At 66.7% G+C, this 16025-nt stretch carries 16 protein-coding genes; 5 read left to right on the top strand and 11 right to left on the bottom strand.

Annotated elements, in window-relative coordinates; genetic code table 11:
- The first annotated feature begins 44 nt into the window (after positions 1-44).
- From LL964_RS06885 to LL964_RS06905, 5 genes are all read left to right on the top strand, one after another.
- Positions 45-1475, top strand: coding sequence for an amino acid permease (locus LL964_RS06885; RefSeq protein WP_104588850.1), 1431 nt, complete (start codon positions 45-47; stop codon positions 1473-1475).
- Positions 1476-1558: 83 nt separating this feature from the next.
- Positions 1559-2212, top strand: a complete 654-nt coding sequence (locus tag LL964_RS06890; protein WP_104588851.1) for a methylthioribulose 1-phosphate dehydratase — start codon at positions 1559-1561, stop codon at positions 2210-2212.
- 34 nt (positions 2213-2246) lie between these two features.
- On the top strand, positions 2247-2813 hold the full coding sequence (locus LL964_RS06895) for a 1,2-dihydroxy-3-keto-5-methylthiopentene dioxygenase (protein ID WP_104588852.1): 567 nt from the start codon (positions 2247-2249) through the stop codon (positions 2811-2813).
- Positions 2814-2815: 2 nt separating this feature from the next.
- Entirely contained in the window at positions 2816-3514 is a 699-nt protein-coding gene (gene mtnC, locus LL964_RS06900; protein WP_104588853.1) for an acireductone synthase, read from the top strand.
- Between the two features lie 129 nt (positions 3515-3643).
- Entirely contained in the window at positions 3644-4726 is a 1083-nt protein-coding gene (locus tag LL964_RS06905) for a C13 family peptidase (RefSeq protein WP_104588854.1), read from the top strand.
- A gap of 170 nt (positions 4727-4896) precedes the next feature.
- On the opposite strand, the gene LL964_RS06910 is transcribed toward LL964_RS06905, so the two are convergent.
- From LL964_RS06910 to hisS, 11 genes are all read right to left on the bottom strand, one after another.
- Entirely contained in the window at positions 4897-6483 is a 1587-nt protein-coding gene (locus LL964_RS06910; protein ID WP_104588871.1) for a calcineurin-like phosphoesterase C-terminal domain-containing protein, read from the bottom strand.
- 183 nt (positions 6484-6666) lie between these two features.
- The gene (gene hisIE / locus LL964_RS06915) at positions 6667-7287 is read right to left on the bottom strand and encodes a bifunctional phosphoribosyl-AMP cyclohydrolase/phosphoribosyl-ATP diphosphatase HisIE (protein ID WP_104588855.1); all 621 of its coding nucleotides are present in this window, start codon (positions 7285-7287) and stop codon (positions 6667-6669) included.
- Entirely contained in the window at positions 7277-8053 is a 777-nt protein-coding gene (hisF, locus tag LL964_RS06920) for an imidazole glycerol phosphate synthase subunit HisF (protein WP_104588856.1), read from the bottom strand. The genes hisIE and hisF overlap by 11 nt, the downstream gene beginning before the upstream one ends.
- Positions 8047-8781, bottom strand: a complete 735-nt coding sequence (hisA, locus tag LL964_RS06925) for a 1-(5-phosphoribosyl)-5-[(5-phosphoribosylamino)methylideneamino]imidazole-4-carboxamide isomerase (protein WP_104588857.1) — start codon at positions 8779-8781, stop codon at positions 8047-8049. The genes hisF and hisA overlap by 7 nt, the downstream gene beginning before the upstream one ends.
- On the bottom strand, positions 8778-9380 hold the full coding sequence (hisH, locus tag LL964_RS06930; RefSeq protein ID WP_104588858.1) for an imidazole glycerol phosphate synthase subunit HisH: 603 nt from the start codon (positions 9378-9380) through the stop codon (positions 8778-8780). Before hisH ends, hisA begins: the two co-directional genes overlap by 4 nt.
- Positions 9377-10504: a bifunctional histidinol-phosphatase/imidazoleglycerol-phosphate dehydratase HisB gene (gene hisB, locus LL964_RS06935; protein WP_104588859.1), complete on the bottom strand. Its 1128-nt coding sequence runs from the start codon at positions 10502-10504 to the stop codon at positions 9377-9379. Before hisB ends, hisH begins: the two co-directional genes overlap by 4 nt.
- Positions 10501-11589, bottom strand: a complete 1089-nt coding sequence (gene hisC, locus LL964_RS06940; RefSeq protein ID WP_104588860.1) for a histidinol-phosphate transaminase — start codon at positions 11587-11589, stop codon at positions 10501-10503. Before hisC ends, hisB begins: the two co-directional genes overlap by 4 nt.
- Positions 11586-12881, bottom strand: coding sequence for a histidinol dehydrogenase (gene hisD, locus LL964_RS06945; RefSeq protein WP_104588861.1), 1296 nt, complete (start codon positions 12879-12881; stop codon positions 11586-11588). The genes hisC and hisD overlap by 4 nt, the downstream gene beginning before the upstream one ends.
- Positions 12878-13792: an ATP phosphoribosyltransferase gene (gene hisG / locus LL964_RS06950; protein ID WP_104588862.1), complete on the bottom strand. Its 915-nt coding sequence runs from the start codon at positions 13790-13792 to the stop codon at positions 12878-12880. Before hisG ends, hisD begins: the two co-directional genes overlap by 4 nt.
- Before the next feature lie 9 nt (positions 13793-13801).
- Positions 13802-14128, bottom strand: a complete 327-nt coding sequence (locus LL964_RS06955) for a YerC/YecD family TrpR-related protein (RefSeq protein ID WP_104588863.1) — start codon at positions 14126-14128, stop codon at positions 13802-13804.
- 465 nt (positions 14129-14593) lie between these two features.
- Positions 14594-16006, bottom strand: coding sequence for a histidine--tRNA ligase (gene hisS, locus LL964_RS06960; RefSeq protein WP_104588864.1), 1413 nt, complete (start codon positions 16004-16006; stop codon positions 14594-14596).
- Positions 16007-16025 lie beyond the last annotated feature (19 nt).

The following is a 16025-nucleotide window of genomic DNA, read 5'->3' on the forward strand; positions in this document are numbered from 1 at the left end:
TTCTCGTTCAACGACCGCGCGCAGCGCCAAGCCGGAACCGCTTCATGTTCAAACAACTCTGGGCCACCAAGCATCCTCACGCCAGCCATGAGGCGGCCGACGGGCTGGGCCTGCAACGCGCGCTCGGTCCCTGGGGGCTGACCGCACTGGGCATCGGCGCAGTGATCGGCGGCGGCATCTTCGTCATCACCGGCCAGGCCGCGGCCGATCATGCCGGCCCGGCCATCGTGCTGTCGTTCGTGCTGGCCGCGATCTGCTGCGCATTCTGCGCCATGGCCTATGCCGAGTTCGCCGCGATGGTGCCGGTGTCCGGCAGCGCCTACACCTATACCTACGCCACCTTCGGCGAACTGGCCGCCTGGTTCATCGGGTGGATGCTGGTGCTGGAATACGGCGTGTCGGCTTCGGCGGTGGCGGTCAGCTGGACCGGCTACTTCCTCAGCCTGCTGGAGCATTTCGATATCCACCTGCCGGCGGCGCTGGTCAGCGCGCCCCTGGACGGCAAGCTGCAACCCACCGGCGCCATCGCCAACCTGCCCGCCGCCGGCATTGTCCTGCTGCTGACCTGGCTGTGCTACGTGGGGATCCGCAAGTCCTCGGCCATGAACATGGCCATGGTGATCCTGAAGACCGGGCTGATCCTGCTGGTGATCGCGGTGGGCTGGAAGTACGTGGATACCGCCAATTGGCAGCCTTTCATCCCGGCCAACGAAGGCCCCGGCAAGTACGGCATGGAGGGCGTGCTGCGCGGCGCGGCGATGGTGTTCTTCGCCTATATCGGCTTCGAGGCGGTGTCGGTGGCTGCGCAGGAATCGCACCGCCCGCAACGCGACCTGCCGATCGGCATGATGCTTTCGCTGCTGATCTGCACCGTGCTCTACATCGCCATGGCGGCGGTGATGACCGGCCTGGTGCCCTACACCCTGCTGGGCACCGACGAGCCGGTGGTGACCGCGGTGGCCGCGCATCCGCAGCTGGCCTGGCTGCGCGTGGTGGTGGAGGTGGGTGCGCTGATCGGCCTGTCGTCGGTGATCCTGGTGATGGTGATCGGGCAACCGCGCATCTTCATGATCATTGCGCGCGACGGGCTGCTGCCGTCGGTCTTCACCCGCATCCATCCCAAGTACCGTACGCCGCACATCAATACCGTGATCACCGGCGTGGGCATCGCGTTGCTGGCGGCGGTGTTTCCGCTGGATGTACTGGGCGAGTTGACCTCGATGGGTACCCTGATCGCATTCGCGGCGGTGTGTGCCGGCGTGCTGATCCTGCGCCACACCCACCCGGAGCTGCCGCGCCCGTTCCGTATGCCGGCGGCGTGGCTGATCTGCATTGCCGGCGTATTGAGCTGCCTGGCGCTGCTGTCGGCCATGACTTTGCACAACTGGATGCTGATGGGGTTGTGGACGCTCGCCGGGCTGGTGGTCTACTTCGGCTACGGCTATCGCCACAGCCGCCTGCGCGACCGGCGCTGAGCATGCACTAAGCAGGCCGGCCGTTGCGCACCACCGGCCCGCGTCCATCTGGCCGTAACCGGATGGGGCAGTAGAATAGCTGCATGAATGCGACCACTGCCCCCCTTCCCTATAGCGCCGCGCGTTTGCACGAGCTGGCGCAGTTGCTGATCGGCAACATCCGCGAGCTGGCCCAGTCCGGCTGGACACCGGCCACCAGCAGCAATTTTTCCCACCGCCTGGACGAACAGCACGCGGCGATCACTGTGTCCGGCCGCGACAAGGGCCGCCTGGTCGAAGAAGACATCATGGTGGTGGACTTTGATGGCCAGGCCGTCGGCCGCCCGTTGCGCCCGTCTGCGGAAACCCTGCTGCATACCCAGCTGTATCGACGGTTTCCGGAGATTGGCTGCGTCCTGCACACCCATTCGCCGGTGCAGACGATTGCTTCCCGCCTGTATGCAGGCAGCGGGGTGATCCGGCTGGAAGGCTACGAGCTGCTCAAGGCCTTCGATGGCAACACCACCCACGACACCGCGGTAGACGTGCCGGTGTTCGCCAACACCCAGAACATGCAGGTGCTGGCCGCGCAGGTGGAGGCGCTGCTGGACAAACAGAGCATGTGGGGGTATCTCATCGAGGGACACGGCCTGTATGCCTGGGGCCGCAACATGGCCGAGGCACGTCGTCATCTGGAGGCCTTCGAATTCCTGCTGCACTGCGAACTCGAACTGCTGAAACTGCGCGGCCCGCGCTGAGTTCCGCCCGTCCCCCTACGTGAGCCAGACCGCCATGAGCAGACTGCGAATCTTCGCCGACACCAATCCTGCCACTGCCCAGTTCGACAGCCGCGACGGCGACGCCATCGCCACCGAGCTGAAGAAGATCGGCGTGACCTTCGAACGCTGGCACGCCAGCCAGCCGGTGGAGCCAGGCGCCACGCCCGAACAGGTGATGGAGGCCTACCGCGCCGACATCGACCGTATCAGCGCCGAGCGCGGGTTCAAGACCGTGGACGTGGTGAGCATCGCGCCTGACAACCCCAAGCGCGAGGAGATGCGCGCCAAGTTCCTCGACGAGCATTTCCACAAGGAAGACGAGGTGCGGTTCTTCGTCGCTGGCTCGGGCCTGTTCACCCTGCACGTGCAGGACAAGGTCTACGAGATCGAGTGCGTCAAGGACGACCTGATCGCCGTACCCGACGGCACCTTGCACTGGTTCGACATGGGGCCGGAGCCGCATTTCGTGGCGATCCGCTTCTTCACCGAGCCGGACGGCTGGGTCGGCCACTTCACCGGCACCGAGATCGCCCAACAATTCCCCCGCTACGCCCCCGAGAAACCTCAGAAGGCCAGCTGACGATGACACGACCGCAAGCGATCCTCACCGATATCGAAGGTACGACCAGCAGCATCTCGTTCGTCAAGGACGTGCTGTTCCCATATGCACGCCGTGCGATGCCCGCCTACGTGCGCGAACACGGCAATCATCCGCAGGTACGCCACTGGCTCAACCAGGTGGCCGACGAGATCGGCGAGGACGTGCCGGACGAGGTGTTGATCGCCACGCTGCAGACCTGGATCGACGAGGATCGCAAGCACACCGCGCTCAAGGCATTGCAGGGGCTGATCTGGGGCGACGGCTACAAGACCGCCGACTTCACGGCGCACATCTATGCCGATGCAGCGATCCAGTTGCAGGCCTGGCATGCGCAGGGGATTCCGCTGTACGTGTATTCGTCCGGCTCGGTGCCAGCGCAGAAGCTGTTCTTCGCCCATAGCGATGCCGGCGATCTGAGCGGGCTGGTCACCGACTGGTTCGATACCGAAGTGGGCTCCAAGCGCGAGAGCGCCAGCTATCGCCGTATCGCCGAACGCATCGGTGTGCCGGCTGCGGATATCCTGTTCCTGTCGGACGTGATCGAAGAACTGGATGCGGCCAGGCGCACCGGCATGCGCACCGCACTGCTGGATCGCCGCGAGGACTACCCCACCCCGCGTTCGGCCGAAGACATCGGCAGCCACCAGCGTCTGGAAAGCTTTTCGCAGCTCACGTTCTGAGCCAGCGCGGTGAGGGAAGACACCCGCCTGCCGCGCAGCGGCCGGGTGTTCCTCCAGGCGCAGCATTTCAGTCCTGCTGATACGCGTATTCGAGAGGCGTCGGCGTTGTTCCCATCGCTCCCATCCTGGTTGCCCGCGGCGCCCGCGATCCGGCGGACGCTGACGCTACTGGCACTGGCCGTTCTACTGGGCGGTTGCCATCCCGATGCCGGCGCAGTCCTGCCTGCACCGGCCGCGCAACCGGCCGCCGAGGCGGACCCGGTCGACCAGGCCGCACTTGCCAAGGCCTTGGCGGCACTGCAGCCGCAACGCCCCGGCGTGACCGATCTGTACGTGGTCGGCTTTGCCGGCGATGCCAGCGACGATGTGTTCCGTAACGAAACGCTGTACCTTGCGCAATTGTTCGAGCGACGCTTCGATGCGCGCGGCCGGGTGGTCACCCTGGTCAACAACCCGGACAACCTGGGCGAGCAGCCGTACGCTCCGCTGGCGACCTATGACAATCTTTACGATACGCTCGTCGCCGTCGGCAAGCGCATGGATCGCAAGCAGGACGCACTGCTACTGTTCGTCACCACGCACGGCACCGAAGATCACACGTTGTACGTGCAGGTAGACGAGAACGAGGAAGATTTCATCAGCCCGCAGGATCTGCGCACCGCGCTGGACGACGCCGGGATCGTCCGACGCATCATCGTCCTGTCGGCGTGCTACTCGGGGGGCTTCATTCCTGCGTTGCGCACGCCGGACACGCTGATCCTCACCGCCGCGCGCGCGGACCGCCCCTCGTTCGGCTGCGGCAATACGTCCAATGCCACCTACTTCGGCCAGGCCTGGTTGATCGATGCGATGAATCGAACCGACGACCCGCTGGCGGCGTTCACCATGGCCAGGGCGGCCATTACCGCACGCGAGAAGCAGGAGGGCGAGCTGCCTTCATTGCCGCAGCAATCGCTGGGCGCACGCATCGCGCCAGTGCTGGCCCGCTGGCGCGCAGGGCTGGCGCTGGGGCCGGCAGTGGCGTATCCGTACCCGCCAGTGGATCGCGTACCGGATGCCGGCGGCGACACTGATGCCGGCGTCGATGCTGTACCGCAGGGTAGCGGCGACGCGTCCCGTGCTGTCGAAAGCGCCACCGGCAAGACGGCTGTGCCCGCAGCGACCTCGTCCGGCACCCGCCCACCTACCGCGCAGCAAGTTCCGGAAGGCTGAGACTAATTCTCATTTCGTCAGCGCTTGCGCTGCCTCGCTACACTTCCCGGGCCAGCCAGCGCCAAGCCAGCCAGCATCGATCCCCGCCAGCGCGCCACCGCCTGCCAGCCCGGATCCCGAAAGCGCCTCCCTCGTGGAGGCGTTCGTGTTTTCGGCAAGCGCTGCGCCCGTCAGGGCTCGGCGCGCTGCAGGCGATACACCGTGCGTGCGCTGTACTCACCGGTCGGCAGGCGTGCGCGCACCTCGACAGTATGTTCCCCGACCTCCAGCGTGGTCGGCAGCGCGGCGCGCCACAGATGGGTGGAAGGCGTGGCCTCGGGCGAGCGGTCGTAGCCACGCAGTGCATCGGCGGCATCGTCGCGCGCATTCTCGGCCAACACGCGCGGATCGGCGCGCTCTTGCCGCTTCATCGGCTGCCAGGGACCATCGTCGATGCGCATGTCCACCGCGGTATCGTCCTGGCCCATGAACACATTGGCGTAGATGCCCCAGGCTGGATACGCGCCCTGCCGCAACACCTTGGGCGCGTGCAACAGCAGCTGTGCATCGTCGGCGGCACGCGCCGCGTGATAGGCCAGCGTGTAATCGCCGCCGGGAGCGACCTTCAGCACCGCGTAGCCGTTGGGCGTGCCATCGCTCATCGTCGCATCGGGAATGCCATCGGCGTCCTTCGCGCCCGACCAGAACGCGCCACAGGCAGCGCCCACGTTGTACTCGTGCAACGGACGCACGCCCGTCCACCCCTCGTCGGCGCCATGCATCACCTGCCGCTGCGTGTGGCTGTGCCCGCTCAGCACCAGCACGTGCGGAAAATCCTTGAGCAACGCGAACAGGCGCCGGCGATCGGTATGGCGAAAGGTTTCCTGATCCGGTGCCGCATCGAACAGCGGAATGTGCATGCCCAGCACCACCAGCCGCTCGCGCGGCAGCTGCGCCAGATAGGCCTGCAGGAACGCGAATTGGTCTTCGCGCAGGCCGCCGACATACGCCGGCCTGGCGCCCGGCGTGTAGATCACATCGTCCAGGAACACGAAGCTGGCGTTGGCCTCTTCCACAGCGTAGGTGTCCGGGCCATAGACCGCGCGCCAGCTCTCCAGCGAATGCAGATCGTCACCGGCATCGAAGTTGAGGTCGTGATTGCCCGGCACATGGAACCAGGGCACGCCGAGCTGCGCGGTGACGCGGTTCAAGGCTGGATACAGGCTCAGATCGTCGCTGACGATATCGCCCAAGGTGGTTCCCAGCCGCGCCGGCTGCTTGCCGACGATGGGCGCGACGATGTCCCGGCGGTAGTAGTCCACATCGGCCAAGGTGGCGGTCTGGCTGTCGGCGAAGACCAGCATCTGGAAGCCGTTTCCGCCTGGGTCCTGCCGCGGCGTCAATGCGAAATCCCAGTTGCGGGTGCTCGTACCAGTGGCGGCGATCCCCTGGTACTTGCGCTTGGGCGAGCCCTTGGGCGCATAGTGGCGCCAGAACCCGGGCAGGCCATCGGCATTCGGGACGAAGCTGCGATCACCCGGCTTGATCACGAAGACGGTCTGCCCTTCGCGCACCGGCAGACGGTAGTGCCCCTGCGCATCGGTGCGGACCAGTTGCTGCCCGTTGGAGACGATGACATCGGCAACACCAGGCTCATCACCGCTCCGCCCCGGTTTGCCGTCGCGCTCTTCGAACACCACGCCATCGACAACGGCATCGCGCGCGTGCGCAGCGCCTGCAAGCAGGCCAAGGGCCAGGAGGGCGAGACGAAGATGCATGGACATTCCAGCGGTGACCAGCGGCGATTGTAGCGGGGGCCGGGTTGGGTTACCGCAGTCTCTGGCGTGCCATCCGCGCAAGCCCGTCCATCTGGCGCAGCAACGCACCCGGGCGCGACGGGGCGTTACCGGTAAAGCCATCGCGCTCAGGCGCGCTCCAGCAGGGAGCGTTCCTGCGGATGATTACTTATGCCGCGACTCCAGCAACGCGACCGCGTCGCCCAGACCCAGCCCGCGCGCGCGCAACAGCACGATCAGGTGGTACAGCAGGTCGGCGGACTCGCCGAGCAACTCGGCATCGTCCTGCGCCACACCGGCCAGCGCGGTTTCCACGCCCTCCTCGCCCACCTTCTGCGCGATGCGGCGAATGCCTTGCTCGAACAGCCTGGTGGTGTAACTGCCATGCGGGCGCTCCTGCGCACGCGTGGCGATCACCGCATCCAGGCTGCCAAGGAACTGCGCGGGCGCGCTCGGAAAACAGCTGGTGCGGCCCAGGTGGCAGGTCGGCCCGTGCGGGCGCGCCAGCACCAGGAGCGTATCGGCATCGCAGTCGGCCTCGATCGAGACCACCCGCAGCACGTTGCCCGAGCTTTCGCCCTTGGTCCACAGACGCTGCTTGCTGCGGCTGAAGAAAGTGACCTCGCCGCGCTGTTGCGTCACTGCCAGGGCCTCGGCATTCATGTAGCCCAGCATCAACACGCGCAGGTTGTCGGCGTCCTGCACGATCACCGGCAACAAGCCATCGCCCTTGTTCCAGTCCAGCGTATCCAGGGCGCTGGCGGTTGTCCCGGTCTCACTGCCCATCACGTACCTCGATCTGTTGCGCGCGCAGGAACCGCTTGAGTTCCGGAATCGGAATCGCGCCGCTGTGGAACACGCTTGCGGCCAATGCCCCATCCACATCGGCCTGGTCGAACACGTCGGCGAAGTGCTGCATCTGCCCGGCACCGCCGGAGGCGATCAACGGCACCCGGCACAGTGCACGCACCTGACGCAGCTGGGCGATGTCGTAACCGCGACGTACGCCATCGTTGTCCATGCAGTTGAGCACGATCTCGCCCGCGCCCAGGCGCTGCGCCTCGGCCACCCAGTCCAGGGTGCGCATCGGCAGCGCCTGGGTCTTGCTCGGATCGCCGGTGTAGCGGCGCACGCGCCATTGCCCGTCGTCCTCGCTGATCGAGTCGATGCCCACCACCACGCATTGCACGCCGAAGGCATCGGCCAGTTCGGAGATCAATTGCGGGCGGCCCAGCGCGGGCGAATTGATCGAGATCTTGTCGGCACCGGCATGCAGCACCGCACGCGCCGTTTCCACATCGCCAATACCACCGGCCACGCAGAACGGGATATCGATCAACCGCGCCACCCGCTCCACCCAGGTGTAATCGACCGAACGCCCTTCCGGGCTGGCACCGATGTCGTAGAACACTAACTCGTCGGCGCCCTGCGCGCGGTAACGCAGTGCCAGCTCGACGATGTCGCCCATGTCGATGTGGTCGCGGAACTTGACGCCCTTGACCACGCGACCATCGCGCACGTCCAGGCAGGGAATGATGCGCCGGCTCAGCATGCCAAGGCCTCGCCCAGGTCCAGGTGCCCTTCCAGCAAGGCCTTGCCGAGCACGATGCCCGCGCAGCCGGAGGCTTTGGCAGCAGCCACGTCGGCCAGGTTGCGCGCGCCGCCGGAGACCTGTACCTGCAACTGCGGCGCAAGCGCGCGCACGTGCGCGTACAGCGCCATGTTCGGCCCGGACAACATGCCGTCGCGCGCGATATCGGTGCACAGCAGATGCTGCAGGCCCGCCTGCGCATAACGCACCGTCAGCTCATCGAGCGTGGCCTCGGCCGCCTCGGTCCACCCATGCACCGGCAACTGCCAGATACCCGCAGCGTCCTGGCGCGTGTCCAGCGCAATGGTCAGCCGCTGCGCGCCGAATTCCTGCAACCAGGCGATCACGGTCTCGGCCTGGCGTACCGCCAGCGAGCCGATCACCACGCGCGCGGCACCGGCATCGAGAATGCGCGCCACGTCGTCGCGCGAACGCACGCCGCCGCCGGTCTGTACCTGTAGACCGGTCTGGCGTGCGATCTCGCCCAGGGTGGCGGCCAGGGTATAGCCACCGGCCTTGGCCGCATCCAGATCGACCAGATGCATCCACTGCGCGCCGGCGTCGGCGAAGGCCTGCGCACGCGGCAGCACATCGTCGCCGTAGCGGGTTTCGCGGGCGTAATCGCCTTGCAGCAGGCGCACCACGCGTCCATCGCGGATATCCAGCGCGGGGTAGACAGTGAAACTCATGGGAAGCTCATCTCGAGAAAATTGCGCAGGATGCGTGCACCGGTATCCGCCGAACGCTCGGGGTGGAACTGCGCGCCGCAGCGCAACCCCTGCTGCACCACTGCGGTGAACAGACCACCATGATCGCAGGCAGCCACGGTGTCGGCAGTCACCGGCGCCGCATAACCGTGCACGAAGTAGGCGCTGGCGCGCTCCGGCAAACCGGCCAGCAGCGCGGACTCGCGCAGGGGCAGCAGCTGATTCCAGCCCATGTGCGGCACGCGGATGCCCAGCGCCGGCGTCATGTGGCGCACGATGCCCGGCAGCAGCCCAAGGCAGTCGACATCGCCTTCTTCGGAGTGTTCGAACAGCAATTGCATCCCCAGGCAGATACCGATCACCGGCACCTGCAGCTGCTGCAATGGTTCGACCAAGCCTTGCGCACGCAGCCGCGCCATCGCCTCCGGTGCCGCACCGACGCCGGGCAGGATCACCCGCTGCGCGCCCTGCAGCCCCGCGGCATCGCGCACCACCCGTGCTTCCACGCCCAGCCGCTCCAGCGCATAGCGCACCGAGCCCAGATTGGCACCACCGGCATCGATCAGCGCAAGGTCGGTCATAGCGCGCCCTTGGTGGACGGCAAGGCGGTGCCTTCGCGACGGATCGCCTGGCGCAGCGCACGTGCCAGCGCCTTGAAGCAGGCTTCCACCTTGTGGTGATCGTTGTCGCCACGCACGCTCAGATGCAGATTCAAGCCGGAGGCATCGCAGATCGAACGGAAGAAATGCGGCACCAGCTCGGTCGGCATGTCGCCCACGCGCTCGCGCTTGAAGTCGCCGTCGAACACGAAGTACGGCCGGCCACTGAAATCCAGCGCGGCGCTGGCGATGGTTTCGTCCATCGGCAGGGTGAAGCCATGGTGTGCGCCCTCGCCTGCCGCAAGCCATGGGCTGTGCGACGGATCGAAGCCGTAGCGGCCGATGCCGCGCTTGTTGCCCAGCGCTTCGCGCAATGCCTGGCCCAGTGCCAGGCCGGTGTCTTCGATGGTGTGGTGCTCATCGATGTGCAGATCGCCCTCTGCACGGATGTCCAGCGCAAAGCCGCCGTGCTTGCCGATCTGCTCCAGCATGTGGTCGAAGAACGGCAGGCCGGTGGCGGTGTGCGGCTCGGCGACGCGGTCCAGATCCAGCTCCACACGGATGCGGGTTTCCTTGGTATTGCGCTGGACCACCGCGCGGCGTGGCGCGTCGGCCAGTTCGTGTGCGATACCGGGCCAGTCCCATTCGCCGCCGAACTCTGCGGTGCGCAGCTGGAACCCGCGGATGTTGAGGTTCTGCGCGAACTGGATGTCGGTGATGCGGTCGCCCACCATCGCCGAGCGTGCCCAGTCGATGCTGCGGTCCTGCAGGTACGGCACCATCAACCCAATGCCGGGCTTGCGCGTGGGCGCATTGTCGGCCGGCCAGCTGCAGTCGATCAGCACTTCACGGAACTCGATGCCCTGGCTGGCGAAGATTTGCAGCATCAGGTCGTTCGGGCCATCGAACGCGGCGCGCGGGTAGCTTTCGCTACCCAGCCCGTCCTGGTTGGTGACGATCACGAACTGGTACCCCGCGTCACGCAGCTTGAGCATTGCCGGGATGACGTTGTCGACCAAGCGCAGCTTCTCGTAGGTATCGATCTGGTGATCGGCAGGCTCGGTGATCAGCGTGCCATCGCGATCGACGAAGAGGATCGGTGTCATGCAGCCTCCTGCTTGCGCTGCAGCGCGCCCAGAACGCGTTCGTTCTGCTCGACCGTGCCCAGCGTAATGCGCAACGCATCGGAGAGGCACGGCACCGCGCGTTGGTCGCGCACCACCACCCCGGCTTCCAGCAGCGCCTGGAACGCAGCCTCGGCATCATCGAAGCGCACCAGCAGGAAGTTACCCTGCGATGCATAGACCCGACGTACGCCTGGCAGACCTGCCAGCGCCACGCGCATGCGCTCGCGTTCGCTGCGCAGCTCGGCAACGCGCCGGCGGGTCACCTCCAGTGCCGGCGCGGACAAGCCCTGCTCGGCCATCGCCGCGCACGGCGTGGGCACCGGGTACGGCGCCTGGCAGCGGCGCAGCAAGGCAATCAATTCGGCGTTGGCGATCAGGCTGCCGATCCGCGCGGCCGCCAGTGCATGGGCCTTGGACAAGGTGCGCAGCACGGCCAGGTTGTCGTAGCGATCGAGCAGACCGACCGCCGATGGCACATCTGAAAATTCGCCATAGGCTTCGTCGACGACCACCAATGCCTTGCCTTGCAGGGCCTGTAGTGCGGTTTCGATGTCCTGCAGCGCAATCGCCGAGCCGGCCGGGTTGGAGGGCGAGCACAGGAACACCAGCTTCGCCTTCGCCGCGAGCGCGGCCTCCACGATGGCCGGAATATCGGCATGGAAGCCATCGCGGCCATCGACCAGCGGCACCTCCACCAGCGGTGCGTTCTGCAGCCTGGCGCACACCGCATACATGCCGAACACCGGGGGGGTGACCACCACCGCATCGCGCTCGGGCACGCACAGACCGCGCACCAGCAGATCGATCGCCTCGTCGCTGCCACGGCCGATCAACAGCTGTTCCGGCGCACAGCCGTACAGCCCTGCAAGTGCATTGCGCAGGCCCTTGGGCTGCGGGTCCGGATAGCGGCGTGTGCTGCCCTGCGGGTCGGCGGGGTTGCCCCAGGCCGACTCGTTGGCGTTGAGCCACACATCGCCCTGCAAGGCGCTGGTGCGCGCTGACGAATAACCGGCGAACGCACGCAGATCTTCGCGGACCAGATCCAGGATCGATGGCGTGCTCATGCGGCCACTCCCATCCGCAGCGCCACCGCATTGGCGTGCGCATCCAGTCCTTCGGCACGCGCCAGGATCAAGGCGCACTCGCCGATGCCGTCGATGCCGGCCTTGCTGGCCGCCTGCACGCTGAGCATGTTCTGGAAGCTGGCCACGCTCACACCGCTGTACGCGCGCGCCGCACCGCTGGTCGGCAACACATGGTTGGTGCCGCTGCAGTAGTCGCCGAGCGCTTCCGGCGTGTAGTCGCCGAGGAACACCGAACCGGCGGCCTCGACCTGGCCCAGCCATGCACGCGGTTCGCGCAGCGCGAGGATCAAGTGCTCCGGCGCATAACGGTTGCTGATCGCAAACGCTTCGTCCAGCGACTGCACCTTGATCAACCGCGATTGCGCCAGCGCCTGGCGCGCGATGTCGGCACGTGACAGCCTCGCCAGCTGTACCTCCAACTGCGCCTGCACTGCCGCGATCAACGCATCGCTATCGGACAACAGCAACACCTGCGAATCCGGGCCGTGTTCGGCCTGCGAGAGCAGATCGGCGGCGACGAAGGCCGGTTGTGCGCCGGAATCGGCGATCACCAGCACTTCCGACGGGCCGGCCGGCATGTCGATCGCCGCCGCACCGGACTGCGCCACCTGCTGCTTGGCTTCAGTGACATAGCTGTTGCCCGGCCCGAACAACTTGTCGCAGCCCGGTACCGACTCGGTGCCATAGGCCATCGCGGCGATCGCCTGCGCACCGCCGAGCTTGAACACCTGGCGCACGCCGGTGAGCTGCGCGGCGACCAGCACCGCCGGGTCCACGCTGCCGTCCTTGCGCGGCGGCGTGCACAACACCACTTCGCGGCAACCGGCCAGCCGTGCCGGCACACCGAGCATCAACGCGGTCGACGGCAATGGCGCGCTGCCGGCCGGCACATACAGGCCCACCCGGCCGATCGGCCGCACGATCTTTTCGCAGATCACGCCGGGCGCGGTTTCCACCGCATAGCCCTCGCTCATGCCCGCACGATGAAAGCTGTCGATCCGCGCCACTGCATCCTGCATGGCCTGGCGCAACTCCGGCGCCACCGCGGCGTCGGCAGCGGCGAACTCCGCTGCGGTGACGACGAAGCTGTCCAGCGATACGCCGTCGAAGCGCGCGGTGATCTCGCGCAATGCGGCGTCGCCGCGCGTGCGGACGTCGGCAATCAATGCAGCGACCGCATCACGCGTCTGCGTGGCCACGGTCTGTACCGGACGCGTCAATGCAGCGGCGCGTGCGGCGCTGTCCAATCGGGACCAATCGAGACCATTCATGCCAGCGAGCGCTCCACCGTCAACACCATCAAGCCTTGCGCACCTGCGCGTTCGAGTTCTTCCAGCCGTTGCCAGGTCACCGCACCGTGGCACATGGTCTGCAGGCGCAACGCGCCGTTGCCGTCGTCGGGCAGTTGCACCAATGGCTCGGCGTCGGGCAGCAGACGGCGCAGCGCCTCGACGTGGGTTTGCTCGGCGCGGAACATCAGCAGCTTGCTGTCGCGCAGCTTGAGCACCCCGTCCATGCGACGCAGCAACATCGCCAGCAGCGCGGCGCGTGCATCGGCCGGTTCGCGCACCGCGCCGGCCAGCACGGCCTCGCTTTCCATCACCAGTTCCACCGGCTTGAGCTGGTTGGCGGCCAGCGTGGCACCGCTGGAGACCAGATCGCAGATCAGATCGGCGGTGCCCAGGCGCGGGGCGATCTCCACCGAGCCGGACAGTTCCACTACCGTCGCCTCGATACCTTGTTGTTCCAGCCAGTCGGCCAGGATCGCCGGGTAGCTGGTGGCGATGCGCTTGCCGGCCAGTTGCGCCACGCCTTGCCAGTCCCACTCCTCCGGCACCGCCAGCATCAAGCGGCACTGGCCAAAGCCCATGCCGCGCACGGCGTGATACGCCGCCGGCAGGCCGTTGCGGCGGCGCTCGGCAGCCTGCTCGTCCAGCTCGTTCTGGCCGACGATGCCCAGGTCGCAGACGCCGTCGGCGATCAGGCCGGGAATATCGTCGTCGCGCACCAGCAACAGATCCACCGGCAGCGATTCGCCATAGCAGAACAATTTGTCGCGGCTCTGCCGCCAGCTCAGCCCGCAGGCCGCCAACAGGCTGCGCGCCGGCTCGGCCAGGCGGCCGCTCTTCTGGATGGCGATGCGCAACCGGTCGCGTGCCGGTGCTGCCGTGGAAGCACTCATCGTGTTCTCTCAGTGGGATTCGACAGGGCGCGCGGCTTGCTCGCGCAGGGCCGCGGCATAACCGCCGGCGCCGTGGTCCAGGGTGCGCGCGACGCGCCCGATGGTGGTCACGCTGACCTGAGTCAGCTCGTGGATCTCGCGGTATGGCACGCCCTTGATCAGCAATGGCACCACCCGCCAGCGATCGGTCATGGCCTCGAGCTCGGCAGGCGTGCACAGGTCACGCAGGAAGGCCTCGACCGCGCCAGGCTCACGCAGGCAGGCCAGCGCCTCGGACAGCATCTGCAGCGAAGCGGCAATGTCGGTGGATTCGCGGGGTGCGGGACGTTGTTTCATTGCGTTAACGTAATAGCGTGCTAGTACATTAACGCAAGCAGGCGCGATTGTCACGCCGTGGCAGCATGCTTCTTCTCCGTCAGCGGTGGAAGGTGCCCGAAGGGCGGATGGGGGCAAGCGCTGGCGATCTTCCGGCTGGGTCGAAACAACCAGAGCCCCCTCATCCGGCGCTGCGCGCCACCTTCTCCCGCAAGCGGGAGAAGGAACGAGTGGCAGAAAGGAGGAAAAATCGGCTGCTCCCTTCCCCCGCCCGCGGGGGAAGGTGCCCGAAGGGCGGATGGGGGCGAGGCGCTGGCAATCTTCCGGGTGAGTCGCAACAGCCAGAGCCCCCTCATCCGGCGCTGCGCGCCACCTTCTCCCGCAGGCGGGAGAAGGGACGGGTGGATGACCGGCGCTGCGCACCAGTTCTCCCGCAAGCGGTAGGAGCAACTGGACAGCGGCGCTCTATCAGCGCCGCGCTCGGCCCTACGGCATCACCTTGGCCTGCTCAAGCTCTACCTGCAACGTGCTCGCCAGCTCGTCACGAGACACCTCGAACTGCTGCTCACGCACCAGATCCTTCACCGCCACCACGCCGCGGGCCAGCTCGTCGTCACCGGCCAGCACCACGAAGCGGATGCCGGCACGGGCGGCGTACTGGAACTGCTTGCCGATCTTCTTCGGCTCCATCTGCACTTCGGTGTTGATGCCGCCAATGCGCAGCCGGCGTGCGATGTCCAGCGCATCGTCCAGGCGCGTTTCATCCATCAGCGCCACCATCGCCTGCACGCTGCTCTCGGCAATGCCCTGGATCAAGCCGGCCTCGCGCAGCTGCCAGAACAGGCGGGTCAGGCCGATCGAAATGCCCACGCCGGGCAGCTTGGACTTGGTGTAGTGGCTGGCCAGGCTCTCGTAACGGCCGCCCGAGCAGATCGAGCCGATCTGCGGATGGTCGGTCAGCGTGGTCTCGTAGACGGTGCCGGTGTAGTAATCCAGCCCGCGTGCGATCGAGAAATTCAGGCAGTACGCGCTTTCGGGCACGCCCAGCGCCTTGACCAGCTCGAGCACTTCACGCAACTCGGCAATGCCCTCGCCCAACGTGGCGCTGGCGCCTGCCGAGGTTTCCAGCGCCTGCAACTGCGCCAGCGCATCGGCATGTCCGTTCGAACGCACGGCGACGAAGTCCAGAATCTTGGCGACCTGCTCGGCCGCAATGCCGAAGCCCTCGCCCACCAGCGTATCGCGCACATAGTCGGCGCCGCGCTTGTCGATCTTGTCCACCTCGCGCAACACCGCCAGTTGCAGCTCGCCCTCGGCCACGCCAAGGCTTTCGAAGAACCCACGCAGCAACTTGCGGTTGTTCAACTGCACCTTGAAATCGCCGATGCCCAGTTCGGCGAACACCGCGTGGATCACCGCCAGCACTTCGGCGTCGTAGCGGATGCTCAACGCATCCTTGCCGATCACGTCGATGTCGCACTGATAGAACTCACGGAAACGCCCGCGCTGCGCGCGCTCGCCGCGGTACACGCGCTGCATCTGGTAACGACGGAACGGAAAGCTCAAGTCGTGCTCGTGCTCGGCGACATAACGCGCCAGCGGCACGGTCAGGTCGAAGCGCAATGCGAGTTCGGGCAAGCCGCCATGGTCGGCACCCTCGTCGGCCGCCGCGGCCGCGTTGGCCAGCGCACCGGTGGACTGCACGAAGTACACCTGGCGCTCGGTCTCGCCGCCGGATTTGGTCAGCAGCACATCGGACAGCTCGAACACCGGGGTCTCCACCGGCAGGAACCCGAACCGCTCGTAGTTGCGGCGGATGACGTCCAGCATGCGCTGGAACGCGATCTGCTCGCGTGGCAGCAATTCCATGATGCCGGGCGGCGTACGGGGCTTGATCACGAGCGGAACTCCTGCAGGA

It is taken from the genome of Xanthomonas melonis (assembly GCF_020783655.1).
Classification (GTDB): domain Bacteria; phylum Pseudomonadota; class Gammaproteobacteria; order Xanthomonadales; family Xanthomonadaceae; genus Xanthomonas; species Xanthomonas melonis.

Bases quoted from the DNA above. Each gene is read 5' to 3' on its own strand.
- LL964_RS06955 (WP_104588863.1), bottom strand. From the start codon at position 14,128: ATGAAACAACGTCCCGCACCCCGCGAATCCACCGACATTGCCGCTTCG.
- hisA (WP_104588857.1), bottom strand. From the start codon at position 8,781: ATGAGTTTCACTGTCTACCCCGCGCTGGATATCCGCGATGGACGCGTG.
- hisD (WP_104588861.1), bottom strand. From the start codon at position 12,881: ATGAATGGTCTCGATTGGTCCCGATTGGACAGCGCCGCACGCGCCGCT.
- hisB (WP_104588859.1), bottom strand. From the start codon at position 10,504: ATGACACCGATCCTCTTCGTCGATCGCGATGGCACGCTGATCACCGAG.
- hisIE (WP_104588855.1), bottom strand. From the start codon at position 7,287: ATGGGCAGTGAGACCGGGACAACCGCCAGCGCCCTGGATACGCTGGAC.
- mtnC (WP_104588853.1), top strand. From the start codon at position 2,816: ATGACACGACCGCAAGCGATCCTCACCGATATCGAAGGTACGACCAGC.
- LL964_RS06890 (WP_104588851.1), top strand. From the start codon at position 1,559: ATGAATGCGACCACTGCCCCCCTTCCCTATAGCGCCGCGCGTTTGCAC.
- LL964_RS06895 (WP_104588852.1), top strand. From the start codon at position 2,247: ATGAGCAGACTGCGAATCTTCGCCGACACCAATCCTGCCACTGCCCAG.
- LL964_RS06885 (WP_104588850.1), top strand. From the start codon at position 45: ATGTTCAAACAACTCTGGGCCACCAAGCATCCTCACGCCAGCCATGAG.
- hisH (WP_104588858.1), bottom strand. From the start codon at position 9,380: ATGACCGACCTTGCGCTGATCGATGCCGGTGGTGCCAATCTGGGCTCG.
- hisF (WP_104588856.1), bottom strand. From the start codon at position 8,053: ATGCTGAGCCGGCGCATCATTCCCTGCCTGGACGTGCGCGATGGTCGC.
- LL964_RS06910 (WP_104588871.1), bottom strand. From the start codon at position 6,483: ATGCATCTTCGTCTCGCCCTCCTGGCCCTTGGCCTGCTTGCAGGCGCT.
- hisC (WP_104588860.1), bottom strand. From the start codon at position 11,589: ATGAGCACGCCATCGATCCTGGATCTGGTCCGCGAAGATCTGCGTGCG.
- hisG (WP_104588862.1), bottom strand. From the start codon at position 13,792: ATGAGTGCTTCCACGGCAGCACCGGCACGCGACCGGTTGCGCATCGCC.